General features: G+C 37.1%; 11 protein-coding genes. 5 read left to right on the plus strand and 6 right to left on the minus strand.

The window, feature by feature from the left end; all coding sequences use genetic code 11:
• The first annotated feature begins 30 nt into the window (after positions 1-30).
• The 4 genes from HMPREF9144_RS00385 (at position 31) to murI (ending at position 2,649) form a co-directional block, all read left to right on the plus strand.
• Complete coding sequence (locus tag HMPREF9144_RS00385; protein WP_006043780.1) at positions 31-549, plus strand: OmpH/Skp family outer membrane protein; 519 nt, start codon at positions 31-33, stop codon at positions 547-549.
• 67 nt (positions 550-616) lie between these two features.
• Entirely contained in the window at positions 617-1,120 is a 504-nt protein-coding gene (locus HMPREF9144_RS00390) for an OmpH/Skp family outer membrane protein (protein WP_006043781.1), read from the plus strand.
• Between the two features lie 172 nt (positions 1,121-1,292).
• Positions 1,293-1,802 (plus strand): OmpH/Skp family outer membrane protein, encoded by a 510-nt coding sequence (locus tag HMPREF9144_RS00395; protein ID WP_006043782.1) that lies wholly within the window; start codon positions 1,293-1,295, stop codon positions 1,800-1,802.
• A 4-nt stretch (positions 1,803-1,806) separates the two neighbouring features.
• Positions 1,807-2,649 (plus strand): glutamate racemase, encoded by an 843-nt coding sequence (gene murI / locus HMPREF9144_RS00400; RefSeq protein ID WP_006043783.1) that lies wholly within the window; start codon positions 1,807-1,809, stop codon positions 2,647-2,649.
• A 555-nt stretch (positions 2,650-3,204) separates the two neighbouring features.
• Here murI and HMPREF9144_RS00405 read toward each other — a convergent pair.
• Both HMPREF9144_RS00405 and HMPREF9144_RS00410 read right to left on the minus strand, forming a co-directional pair.
• Complete coding sequence (locus tag HMPREF9144_RS00405; RefSeq protein ID WP_006043785.1) at positions 3,205-4,068, minus strand: LicD family protein; 864 nt, start codon at positions 4,066-4,068, stop codon at positions 3,205-3,207.
• Between the two features lie 21 nt (positions 4,069-4,089).
• Positions 4,090-5,037, minus strand: coding sequence for a lysophospholipid acyltransferase family protein (locus HMPREF9144_RS00410; RefSeq protein ID WP_006043786.1), 948 nt, complete (start codon positions 5,035-5,037; stop codon positions 4,090-4,092).
• Between the two features lie 446 nt (positions 5,038-5,483).
• Between HMPREF9144_RS00410 and HMPREF9144_RS00415 the strand changes: the two genes are divergently transcribed.
• Positions 5,484-6,371, plus strand: a complete 888-nt coding sequence (locus tag HMPREF9144_RS00415) for a DMT family transporter (RefSeq protein WP_006043788.1) — start codon at positions 5,484-5,486, stop codon at positions 6,369-6,371.
• Positions 6,372-6,536: 165 nt separating this feature from the next.
• Here the strand turns inward: HMPREF9144_RS00415 and HMPREF9144_RS00420 are convergent, their stop codons facing one another.
• From HMPREF9144_RS00420 to HMPREF9144_RS00435, 4 genes are all read right to left on the minus strand, one after another.
• Positions 6,537-8,510 carry an LTA synthase family protein gene (locus HMPREF9144_RS00420; RefSeq protein WP_040595334.1) on the minus strand — a complete coding sequence of 658 codons (1,974 nt, stop codon included), beginning with the start codon at positions 8,508-8,510 and terminating at the stop codon, positions 6,537-6,539.
• A gap of 4 nt (positions 8,511-8,514) precedes the next feature.
• Positions 8,515-10,374: an ABC transporter ATP-binding protein gene (locus tag HMPREF9144_RS00425; RefSeq protein ID WP_006043790.1), complete on the minus strand. Its 1,860-nt coding sequence runs from the start codon at positions 10,372-10,374 to the stop codon at positions 8,515-8,517.
• Between the two features lie 28 nt (positions 10,375-10,402).
• Positions 10,403-11,734: a tRNA (N6-isopentenyl adenosine(37)-C2)-methylthiotransferase MiaB gene (gene miaB / locus HMPREF9144_RS00430; RefSeq protein WP_040595335.1), complete on the minus strand. Its 1,332-nt coding sequence runs from the start codon at positions 11,732-11,734 to the stop codon at positions 10,403-10,405.
• A 511-nt stretch (positions 11,735-12,245) separates the two neighbouring features.
• Positions 12,246-13,793: an L-lactate permease gene (locus HMPREF9144_RS00435; RefSeq protein ID WP_006043792.1), complete on the minus strand. Its 1,548-nt coding sequence runs from the start codon at positions 13,791-13,793 to the stop codon at positions 12,246-12,248.
• Between the last annotated feature and the right edge of the window lie 68 nt (positions 13,794-13,861).

Consider the following 13,861-nt stretch of genomic DNA (forward strand, 5'->3'; position numbering starts at 1 on the left):
ATACATAAATAACAAGAAAAGATATTAACAATGAAAAAGTTTATAGTATTCTGTTTAATGGCTGTAGCGTCTATTGCAGCCCATGCACAGAAATTTGCACTCATAGATATGGAATATTTGCTTAGCAATATTCCTGCTTACGAGCGTGCCAACGAACAATTAAATCAGGTTAGTAAGAAATGGCAAGCAGAAGTTGAAGCACTTAACACCGAAGCTTCCACAATGTATAAGAATTATCAGAACGAAGTTGTTTTCCTTTCGCAAGAACAGAAGAAAAAGAAACAAGAAGCTATTATGGCGAAAGAGAAACAAGCAGCCGACTTAAAGCGTAAGTATTTTGGACCAGAGGGCGAACTTTTCAAAAAACGCACCAGTCTTATTACACCTATTCAAGACGAAATATACAATGCTGTTAAAGATGTTGCCGACCAACGTGGTTATAGTCTTGTAATCGACCGTTCAAGTTCTACTTCTGGCATTATATATGGCTCGCCAAAGGTAGATATTAGCAACGAAGTATTAGCAAAATTGGGTTATGGTAACCAATAATAGTTGAGAGAGATAAAATAAAGTAAACAAAAATAGAAATTTACAAACAATTAAAACACAAAAGAATATGAAAAAGCTTATTTTAATGTTGATGCTCTGTGCTCCTATGAGTTTATTTGCACAGAAATTTGGTCATATCGATTCACAAGCTCTCTTGCTATCATTGCCAGAAGCTACTAATGTTCAAAAAGAATTAGAGGCTAAAGGTAAGGAATACGAGAAACAACTTACCGATATGCAGACCGAATTGCAACGCAAAGCAGAGGAGTACGACAAAACAAAGAGTACAATGAATGCCACAAAACAGGCTGAAACTGAAAAAGCTCTTCAGGATATGTACACTAAAATTCAACAAACTGCTCAAGACAACCAGAAGGCTTTTAACGAACAACAACAACAAAAGTTGGGTCCAGTACTCGATAAAGTACGTAAAGCTATCGAAACTGTAGCTAAAACTGGTGGCTATGTTTATATTATGGAAAAAGGTGCTGGCCAACCATTGTATATTAACGAAGCCATTAGCAAAGATATTACTGCAGAAGTTAAAGCTCAGCTTGCTAAAATGAAGTAAGATATAAGAATGTTTGCGGCTTATGCTGCAAACTCTTATTAATAAAGTGGGCGTCTGCCCCGTTATTATTTTCCAGAGCCATTAATGCTTTATGGAAAGAGTAAGACTACCGCAAAAACTTTGTTCTTGCTGTGGTCTTTTTTTTATATAACAAAAAAATAAGTATGCAATTATGATAAAAAAAATCTTCGTTTGTCTTGCATTTGCCGTCATTACAATTACGACAAATGCACAAAACACACTAAAGTTTGCCTACTTCAATTATACCGAAGTGTTAAAATCTATGCCCGAATATGCTGCAGCTACACGTAGTATTAACGATCTTCGTGCAAAATACGATGCAGAAACAACACGGTCTGAGAACGATTTCCACACTAAATACGAGGAATTTTTAGAAGGACAACGCAACTTTGCACCATCTATATTAAAAAAACGACAGGCTGAATTGCAAGAATTGTTAGACAAAAATATTGCTTTTAAAAAGGAAGCTGACCGACTAATTGAACAAGCCGAACAACAAATATACGCACCAGTGCATGCAAAACTAAAAAAAACAATAGCTAAAATGGCACAAGAAAGTGGTTACGCTTTTATTCTAAATGCCGATAATAATGCACTGCCATACGTAAACAATATGGTTGGCGAAGATATTACTGTTGCTTTAAAAACTGCCTTGCAATAAAAGTATGAACAAATTGCTAACACAAACACCGGGTCCAATAGGAGTATTCGACTCAGGATATGGTGGACTTACTATATTAAAAGCTATTCGCGAGCTACTTCCACAATACGATTATGCTTATCTTGGCGATAATGCTCGTGCGCCATACGGTACACGTTCGTTCGATATTGTATATCAATTCACCCGTCAGGCTGTATTAAAACTATTCGAAATGGGGTGTCAATTGGTAATTCTTGGTTGTAATACAGCTTCGGCAAAAGCTCTTCGCAGCATTCAGCAAAACGATTTACCAAAAATAGACCCACAACGCAGGGTACTTGGTGTTATTCGTCCTACAGCTGAAATAGTAGGAAAGCTTACCCAAACAAAACATATTGGTATTCTTGCTACACCGGGAACCACAAAAAGCAATAGTTACAACATTGAGATAAATAAACTTTGGCCCGAATTAGATGTTACGGGAGTAGCATGTCCGTTATGGGTTCCTATTGTTGAGAATAATGAAGCTACAGGAGCTGGGGCAGATTATTTTATTAAAAAAAGAATTGACCATATTTTGTGGTTAGATCCCGATATTGATACTCTAATTTTGGGTTGTACTCACTATCCTATTTTAATGCCAAAAATAAAACAATATGTTCCTGACGGCATAAAAATAGTATCGCAAGGCGAATATGTTGCAGAAAGTTTAAAAGACTATCTAACACGTCATACAGAAATAGATGCTCGCTGTACAAAAAATGGAACTGCACACTATTACACCACCGAAAATGCCGAAAAATTTAAAGAGGTTGCACGCATATTTATAACCGATGATATTGAAGTGGAACATATAGATTTAGAATAACAGATGGGTGTTTCTTGTAAACACCTCTCTTTTTTGTTCTATATCCGCCCGATATACATTTGCCATAACACATTTTACCTCATAAAAACAAACTATACCTTTACTTTTTCTCCAGAAAATAAATATAACCAATAATGCAAAACAAATATAATTAGCCCATCAACTAAAGCCAACTCAATGGGCTACGAAAGGCATTTTTGTTCAATATGTTCATTAATTTTTTGCAGATGTGTTTTTATATTGAGCAAAGTAATTTACTTTTAACGAAAGTAAGGAGAGTATTGCCAGAAATATGATGACACCATAGCGAATAAAACCTATCAATATTTAACACCATAAAATATACTTCCCTACCATAAAGAATACTCTGCTTAATTTATAATAAGAAATTAGAAAAACATAATTATACTTTTTAAATTTCTTATTATTGTTTCTCCATTTTGTAATTACAAAATATTTACTCCCCAATTCAAAACAATAATTGGTTTATAACACTTCTTGCCCCCCTACCTGCATTTTTGTTTCTTATTAGCTCTTATAAATGAAATTCAGAGTTTACGACTTCTTCATTGAAGCAGAGCCTTTATAGTTTTTATACGGCAAATTCATATCCATATAGCGAAAATTCTGTGGAGGTATCTCGTTTGGTAGCTCCATATAATTGCCATAACAATAAGAAAGATATGCATCGGGCTGCGCTACTCCCATAAGTTCAACACCTTCAAACATAATAGGTGTGGGTGTTCCATAAACTTCTTTTGGAAGTATACCTCGTTCGGGGCGATTGTCGTGGTCGGCTGCCAATTTACTATTTATATAAGAATATTGCGACTGAATTTTGGTGAGAACACGATGTATTTTTTGTGGCGAAAATATTTTTTGCAGTGTTTTATAAAACAAGCAACCTATGCCTTTACCGTGTTTGTAGGGGTCGCGCTGCGAATAATAAAGTAGTTTGTTTACAAAGTTATAGCGCATATAATGGAACTTACAGGCAAGTTTGTTATCTGTAATTCCGTCAATAGGAAATACATCTACAGGAATACCACCTAAGAAATTGAAACTACGGCGTAAAATATAAGTAGTTCGTTTGTCTTGTATGCGTGCAAATTGGTATGGATAATGGCAATTCTTTTCATAATCTACAAGTTCATACTCTTTAGGCAACCATTCATTAGCGTGTTTCAACAGAATTTCATAGTCTGGACGTGGCAATGCAACATCTGCATCGTCGTCCCATGGAATAAAACCTTGATGACGTACAGCACCTAACATTGTGCCAGCAATCATAAAATATTGCAAATTATGCTCTCTGCAAACTTTATCTATGGCTTTTAAAATGCCCAATATAATGTGTTGCATTTCTTTTGTTTCCTCAGGACTTATGCGTTTTTCGTCTTTCATTTTTGGCATATTCATACTTGTTATAAAACTGTTTAATTAGTTTGTATGTTTCTTTCTTAGTACTTTTCCATCTACAACTTCCCACTTTTCGTTAAATTCTTCTCGTGTTCGCTTCCATCTGTTATGACTCCACAGATAGTAGCAAGGAGCATTTTTAATATTTTCTTCGAGCATTCGGAAGTATATATCTGTTATTTCAAATTCTGAAGTTTTGGTTAGACAATCGGTCATAAGTTTCATTTCGCATTCATAATATCCGCGTTTAGGTCTACGCATATATCCGTAGAAACTTACCTGATTAGTATGTCGAATTATACGTTCGGCACCTGTAAGCACAGGTGTATCGTGATGAAGAAAATCTACCCAATGATGTATATTCCACCAAAGAGGTGTTTGGTCTGCAATATATCCCACAACAATCGACTTACTATTGCGTTTAAAGCTTATAATTTTTCGTAACGATTCTTGCATTGGAATACAGAGAGCATTCTGTTTTTCGCGTACCTCTTTAAATAGTTTGTCTATGGTTTCATTCTCTAAAGGGTGATAAAGTTCGCAACATTGCACGTTGTTTGGTATCCAATAAGGAATAGATGTTATCCATTCCCAATTGCAATAGTGCCCTAAATAGACAGCACATGAGCCACCATTTTTCAGCACTTCGTTAAATTTTTCCATTCCCATAAATTTCATTCTTTTACGAAGTGTGTTAGGCGACATTGTCATTAGCTTAATGGTTTCTACAAGATAATCGCAAAACCAATGGTAAAATCCTTTTTCTATATCGCGCAATTCCTTATCTGTTTTGTCAGGAAAGCTTTCTCTAAGGTTTTTCCTAATTACCTTATGGCGGTATTTCACCACCTTTGCAACAATAAAATATAGACAGTCGGACAATATAAAAAGAATACGAAATGGCAACAGCGATAGGACGAACCAGAAGCTGTATGCAATTCCGTAGAGTATTTTATTTTTAATCTTCATTCTGTGTTCTGTTTGTTTATACGTAATATAAAGGCTGCACCTGCCATATACGTTATCAAACAAAATTATACGAGTGCAAATGTAGTTAATTGGTTTGATATAACAATATATTATTTTAATAAATTCTATTATTTACTCTTATATCTTCTGTTTTTACTTACTTTCTTTGCCATAAAAGTAAAATATGCCCTATATTATAAGGTTATTGTAGAGTAACTTCGTAACTTTGCATACACAAAATGCGGCAAAGACACAATATTGTTATACTTTTTCTACCAAATATTCGTATGTTTAAAACTACGTATAGATAGATATTAGTGTAAAATATAAGCCAAGAATAGATTTTTTTACTATCTGCAAGGAATAAAGATAATTTAGTGCTACACAAAAAAGCTGTGAACACTATGGCAAACTGTAGCCTTATTTCTATAAAAACAAATTGTTAGATGTCAGCTACAATAAAAGGATTTTTAAATGCCAGCATATCAGGCATTACATTTGGACTAATTCCGCTATTTGCTATACCTGTGCTTTCTACAGGTATGCATTCTACATCTGTTTTAATTTATCGTTATGCCTTTGGTTGTCTTGCAATGTTGGGAATGCTTATGTTTCATCGCACCCGAATGTGGCTTGCTTTTGGCGATTTCTTGCGCATATTGTTTCTCTCTCTTATGTATTCGGCATCGTCTATCACACTTATAGAGGGGTATAATTATATGGCAAGTGGCATTGCTACAACGCTATTGTTCTCGTATCCAGTATGGACTTGTTTGCTTTCAGTGGTATTTTTGCACGAACAACTATCTGCAACCACAGCCATTTCTATTGCAATTGCAGTTGCTGGTGTGTTTTTCCTTTCAGGAATACTCGATGGTGGTGGCAGTATGAAGGGAGTAACCGGATTGTTTTTGCTTCTTGCTTCAGGGTTTCTTTATGCTGTTTATATGGTAACATTCCCACGAATGCGTATTCGTAAGATGCCATCGCTAAAACTTACATTCTATATTTTCTTTTTTGCTATGCTCATACTTACTTTATATGGCACTTTCACTATGGGACATATAGATATTATAGAAACGCATAGCCAACTTCTCCATTTATTCCTGTTAGGTTTAATTCCTACAGCAATAAGTAACATAACGCTTATTATTTCGCTGAAACAAATAAGCAGTACAATGGCAGCTGTGTTAGGAGTATTCGAACCTCTAACGGCTATGTGCGTGGGAATACTTATTTTTGGCGAACCAATAACGTTTCCTATCGTAATTGGTTTTGTGCTTATTATTGCCGCTGTACTTATTTTAGTGGTTAGCAAACGTAAAACAGGTTAAAGATATTAAGAAATCACGTTCTAATACTAATCCACTAAGAATTGGAAACAAAAATAAAGCCGATAAAGGTTTCTTTATCAGCTTATATATTCATAATAACTTAGTGTTGTCTCTTTATTACAACAAGATATGTTGTTTGTGGAATTTTCTAATCAAATACTGCACTTATCTAAGTTCGTTATTTACCATACGGTACATATATTGGTAAATAATAGCCTTTAGTTCTTGTTCCATTTGTGCTTGTTCAGGCACTTTTCCCAGAAGATTGTGCTGCATTAGCAAGTCTTTCAAACTATAAATGCCTGTTACTCTATTTCCATCAAACTGCATTGTGTAACCATTCTTTGTATATTGATATACTCCGTTGATATAGTTGAGTGCATAAGTTTGTTGTGGAGGAGTATTTAAAAGGTCGCAACCAAAAGAGAAGTAGGGTTTGTTATAGCCTAAAATTCCAAATATAGTAGGCATAATATCTATTTGTTGTGCTATACCAGCACGCATTCCAGGCTTTATTTCGCCCGATGGATCGTAAAGAATAAAGGGCGCACTAAATTCTCCAATATCAGTTTTATATTGTTGATGATTACTTTGGTTAGTATGGTCGCTTACCAATATAAATATAGTATTTTTAAACCAAGCTTGTTTTCGGGCAGTTTCAAAGAAACGTCCGATAGCCATATCAGTGTAACGAATACATTTATGAATAGGTAACTGTTCTTCTTTTAAGCTGTCTTTGTATTTATCTGGCACTACAAATGGGTGATGACTCGAAACAGTAAACAGCGCTGTCATAAAAGGTTGCTTCATTTCGCTCATCTTTGCACAATAATATTGCAAGAAAGGTTCGTCCCAGATGCCCCAATTTCCATCGAAATCAGCATCACCTCCGAAGCGTTTATCTTGTGCATAATCCTGTCTGCCATAATATTTTTGGAAACCTATTTTATTGGCAAAAGCAAGGAAGCCCATAGAACCACGATTAGCACCATGAAAAAATGCAGTTTGATAGCCCCAACGAGAAAGATATCCTGGAATTCCAGTGTAATCGTTCATTGATGCGGGAGTTAGAATAAAAGGTTCTATGAACATTGGAATACCACACAACGAAGATGGCATTCCATCTATACTTTTATGTCCGTTTGCATACGAATATTCAAATACTGTACTTTCTTTAATAAGCTTATCTACGTTTGGCGTATAACCTTTGTAGTGTCCACCTTCAAGTTGTTTATTATAAGCACCAATATATTCGCGTCCAAAGCTCTCTACAATTAGTATAACAACATTCTTTTTATTGGCTTTTACATTTGCATTGGGAGTATGAATGGGCGTAAAATATTTTGCAGCATTATTAAGTGAAGCGAAAGTATTAGGCACTTTAAATATGCTTTTACCAATGGTTCTCATTAAAGCAAAAGGAGTATTCAGCACCAAAGCACATTCAATAGGACGTTTTACATATTCGTTGGCATTACTAATTGTAATAGGACGCACTCCACTTTGTAATCCGCCACGTGCTCCACCCACACAAAATACAGTTGCAAATGCCAAAGATAGGAAGTTTATTCCTACAAACTGCCATCTATTTTTGAGAGTATTGAAGTGGAATATATTGCTTTTGGGCATTCTATAAAGTTTATACATACCCCACACCACAACAACGAAGACCAATACAAAATACCAATGATTTACAAGTTCGGTAACAAAAATACTTCCTAAATTGTTCTCGTTATCAAACTCTCTGAAGACGCTTGTTGTAGTTCGTCGCAATGTAAATGGAAAGTAAACAGCATCGCAAAGATTTAAGAATAAGCCAATGGCATTTACAATAACAAACAACCAACGACAGAAGCGATGATAGGTGTTTGTTTCTTTAAACCAAAGTGGAAACAACATTAACAGTATATAGAGAGCATTACTATACACAATGGCTGTAGTGTCGAACATTAAACCACCCTGAAACATTCTTATTAAATGTTCAAAACTTAAGCCTTCTTTAAATAACGAATAGTTTTCTAACAAATAAGCCACGCGAGCTACAAAATAAACAATGTAAGCTAATAGTATATTAGCTACCACAGCAAACATTGGTTGCAATGCCTTAAATGCTATATTGTTTTTATTTAATGCTATCATTGAATTAAATTTCTTGCATATCGTGCAGCTTCTTGTAATATCCATTGAGCAGCATTAACTCTTCGTGCGTTCCTCTTTCCACTATTTCGCCTTCGTGCATAACGCATATTTCGTCAGAGTTCTTAATGGTGGAAAGGCGGTGTGCAACAGCAATTGTCGTACGTGTCTTCATTAATTTGTAAAGAGCATCTTGTACTAAGCGTTCGCTTTCTGTATCGAGAGCAGAAGTAGCCTCATCAAGAATAAGAATAGGAGGGTTCTTTAAGATTGCACGGGCAATACTAACACGTTGTCGTTGTCCGCCAGACAATCTACCGCCACGGTCTCCAATGTTTGTTTCGTAACCCTTTTCGGTTTGAGAAATAAAGTCGTGCGCATTAGCTATCTTTGCTGCTTCAATAACCTTAGTGTTGTCTGCCGATACGCCAAAGGTTATGTTGTTTTTGAATGTATCGTTAAAAAGAATAGCTTCTTGATTTACATTACCTATAAGATGACGTAAATCGTGTATTGATAGTTCTTTAATATTAATACCATCTATAAGTATTTCGCCTTCTTGCACATCGTAATAGCGAGGAATAAGGTCGAGCAATGTAGACTTTCCACTTCCACTTTGTCCAACCAGTGCTATGGTCTTGCCTTTCGGAATAATAAGATTAATGTTACGTAACACCCATTTAGGTTCGGTTGTTCCATTTTCTTTTACCATCGTATCGTATGCGAAACTAACGTTGCGGAACTCTATTTGGTGGTTAAAACTGTCGATATGTTTTGGTTGTTCCACTTCTTTAATGGCACTCTCTGCCATTAGTATCTTGTCTATTCGTTCCATCGAAGCCAATCCCTTTGCTATGCTATAGCCTGCTTTGGATATTTCTTTTAGCGGATTGAGAATGCTATACAATATAACAAGATAATATATAAAAGTAGGACCGCTTATTACTGGATATTTCCCCAATACTAATGTACCGCCAAACCACAGTACAACAATTATCATTATAGTACCAAGAAATTCGCTCATAGGGTGTGCCATTTGTTGTCGAATGTTCACACGCATTATATCGTTGCGATACATAGAGTTTACTTTCTGAAACCTCTGATTCATTATGGCTTCTGCACAGAAAGCTTTAATAATGCGTAATCCGCCCAGTGTTTCTTCCACTTGGCTCATTGTGTCGCTCCAAAGAGCCTGTGCTGTAATACTACCTTGTTTCAGCTTTCGTCCTACTATTCCCATCAGCGAAGCAAAGAGTGGTACAAAGAGTAGTGTAAATATTGTGAGTTGCCATGAAATAAACATCAACGTTATGAAATATATCAAAACGAGAATTGGGTTCTTAAACAACAAATCGAGTGATGACATAACAGAAGAGTCTACTTCTTGTACATCGCCGCTCATACGTGCTATAATATCTCCTTTACGTTCTTCGCTGAAAAAACTGAGCGAAAGCGATGTTATTTTTTGATATAGCTGATTGCGTATATCACAAACTACGCCTGTTCTTACTGGTATGATTGAGGCTGACGATAAGAAGTAAGCGCCTGTTTTCAGAAAAGTCATAAACCCCATTATCAGTCCTATAATTAGTAGCGTTGTTGTTGGTCCGCAATCTGAAATAAATAGCTGTGTATAATAGTTGGCGTTGTTTGCTAAAACATCTTTCAGCGAACCATCGCTCAATGCCATTACTTGTGTTGCCTTTGCTCCTGTGTCTACTTTAAACAGTATTTGAAGTAATGGAATGAGTGCTGCAAACGAGAAGATATTTAGAATGGCAGATAGAATGTTGAATACCACCGACCACACTAAATACTTTTTATAAGGTGGAACGAATCTGCGTAATATCTGGAGAAATTCTTTCATAACTTACCATTGTTAGGTTTATACCATCTCATTCTACTACTTCGCCAATAAGTGTTGCCGAGCTAGAACCTGTTATACGCACACGCACTGTTTGCCCTATGTGGTGTTTACCACGTGGAATAATTACTGCTTTATTTTGTTCGGTGCGACCCATAAGTTGTTCGCGACTGCGTTTGCTGAAACGTTCTATCAGCACATCAAACTCTTTGCCTTCGTCTTTCTTATTCTGTGCTGCCGATATTTCGGTTTGAAGTTTTATTAGTTCATTCAATCGGCGCACTTTTTCCTCTTCCGATATGTTGTCGGGTAAGTGCTTTGCAGCGTATGTGCCCGGTCGTTCCGAATATTTAAACATAAAGGCTGAGTCGAACTGACATTCACGAACCAACGATAGTGTTAATTCTTGGTCGTCTAACGTTTCGTTGTGATAGCCCACAAATATATCGGTTGTTAATCCGCAATTTGGAATTATACGGCGAATAGCAGCAACCTTCTCTAAATAATCTTCACGAGTATATTTGCGGTTCATATTCTTCAGCACTGTGTTACTTCCGCTTTGTGCAGGGAAATGAATATGTTTACAGAGATTGGGTTCATCGGCTACTGCGTGCAAAATATCTTCCGTCATATCTTCTGGATTGGAAGTTGAAAAACGCACACGCATATCGGGCACGCTTTGTGCCACTTTTCGCAACAACTCTGCAAACGATGTTCCGTTTTCTGGGCGTTTGCCGTTTGGCAGTAGTCCGTAAGAGTTTACATTCTGACCTAACAATGTAACCTCTTTAAAACCTCTGTCGTGCAAGTCTTTCACCTCGCGCAATATGCTTTCCACGTCGCGCGAGCGTTCTCTGCCTCGTGTAAATGGCACAATGCAATAGTGGCAAAAATTGTTACAACCACGCATAATGCTAACAAAGCCCGATACTCTGTTGCCACCAATGCGCTGTGGCACAACGTCTTTATATGTTTCGGTGGTAGAGAGGTCTACATCCATTGCGTTGTGTCCATTTTCGCAACGTGCTATCATTTCGGGCAAATTAAGATACGAGTCTGGTCCGCATACAAGGTTTGCATGATGGTTCTCTATTAAATCTTTACGTACACGTTCAGCCATGCAGCCTAATACGCCAAGAATAACCTCGCGTCCCTTTCGTTTCTCTGCGTAGAGTGTTTCTAAACGGTTGTATATTTTGTTTTCTGCGTTCTCTCGTATGGAACAAGTGTTTATAAAAATTGCGTCTGCTTGACTTTCGTCTTCGCACACATCGTATCCTGCCATCTTCATTACAGAAGCAACCACTTCTGAGTCTGCCACATTCATTTGACAGCCGTATGTCTCTATATAGAGTCTTTTCATTAACTTCTTTCCTTGTTTATTCAGCGTGCAAAGGTACGTATTTGTTAGCAGATTAGCAAGCAATTACACATTCTTATGCGTGGTGTGGAATATGAAAGTTCATTACGAAACAAATGGCATAAAAGTTTTAGATATCTATCGCACAAGTTTCAGACGTCTGCCACGTTAGTTTCAGACGTCTGTAACGAGTGTTTCAGACGTCTGAAACTAAGAGATATGACATCACATCGTGAAGCATCTCATTTTATGGCGCAACATGTGTTATATGTCATACTCTATTAAGAAATTAGAAACCAAATAGAGTATGGTATATTAAACTAAAACTAGCCATTATAGTTTTAATATATTTTGTTTTGTTGTTAAGCTAATTAATCAACCTTATAAGGAAGGTGCAGCCTGCTACGTTTGATTAAACAGGCAAGCAAGATGGCTGCAATACAACTAAAAAAGGCTAGAACGAATAGTATAAACTACGCTATAATAGCGTTGCGGTTTTATACTCTGTTTTGGGTTAAACTGCCAGTAGTACCATTAGTCCTCCTACGGCAATATATAAAATTGCATACGGAATGGCAGCTTTCAATATCTCGCCATCGCGCCCTTGCATATCGCAGGCTGCAGTGGCAATGGCTATGCTCTGTGGCGAAATTATTTTTCCACCAGTAGCACCTGTCGTATTTGCTGCCACAAGCCAGTTGGAGTTACTATAGTTTAGCTGATGAGCTACGTTAGCCTGTAGCTTAGCAAACAAAATGTTCGACGATGTGTCGCTACCCGTTACAAATGTTCCTACTGCCCCTATAAGGGGTGCAAACACAGGGTAGAGTTGCCCCGTAACAGTTGCAAGAGCCGAAGCTATTACTACTATCATTCCAGCATAGTTCATTACCGAAGCTAACGCAACTAAGCTAACAATGGTTATTGCTGTTTTGCGCAAGTTTACTGTGGTACGAGCCAGAAGCACCAGTAGTTGTTTGGGCGATACACCTTGCACAAAGCCACCTAACACTGTTCCCATAAACAACATTATTCCTGCATTGCTAATCCAGCCAAAGTTGAAAGTTGTTCCATCGGCATAAATGGGTAAAGACACGTGCGATACAAGGTGCGACTTTAAAAAGCCATTAATGCTGGGAAATAATGGTCCAGACAAGAGAATGAACAACAAAATGAAACCGTAAACACTCCACGCACGTAAGGTTTCGCCAACCGTATAGTGTTTTGCATTTGCATTATCTTTTTTCGGTGCAAACAGTCTGTTGTAAAGCACTAAAGCAACTATGGCTGCCACACTACCTATAATGGCTGGTGTTTCTGCACCAAGAAACATAGCCACTACATATTGTGTTGCTAACGAAATTCCACCTACCCACAACGCTATAAGCAGATTGCGACCAATGGCACTACTACTTCTATTGGTGAGCGTTAGAATAATAAAAGGTAATATAACAAATAGTGGCGAAAGCTGCACTACGCAATAGGTAGAAATTTCGCGAATAAGTTCGGGCGATGCTACGCCACCTGCTGCCACCTCGTTAGAAAGTGTTATTACAGGCACACCCACAGCACCAAACCCCGTTGGTACACTGTTGGCAATAAGCGATACCAAAGCCGAAAACATTGGCTTATAACCTAACGAAATGAGAATGGCGGCAGGAATTGCAACTGCTGTTCCAAAACCAGCCATACCTTCAAGCAATCCGCCAAAGCCCCACACCAACATAAGTACCATTACACCCTTATCGTTTGAGAAAGATATAAACTGGTTTTTAATAACTTCTATATCTTTGCTTTCCACCAGCACATTATAGCTAAAAATTGCCATTAATATTATAATCAGAATTGGGAACACTGCTTTCAGCACACCTTCTATAACAGCCCAACCTACACCTATAGTAGTAAAGTTTGATGGTACGAAACCCATAGCCGGAGCAACAAACAAAGCTAAAGCTATGGTAACAAGCAAAGTAATTAGTGCACTCTTGTGTCCTGCCATCTTTATTCCTAACATCAGAACAAAAAGCAATACAATTGGTATAATAGCTATAATTGCATTCATAAGCGATATCCTAAAAATCTAATTTATTGTGTTAATAATTCCATTAATCGCTACAAAGATAGTTGTTT

Source organism: Prevotella pallens ATCC 700821 (assembly GCF_000220255.1).
Lineage (GTDB): Bacteria > Bacteroidota > Bacteroidia > Bacteroidales > Bacteroidaceae > Prevotella > Prevotella pallens.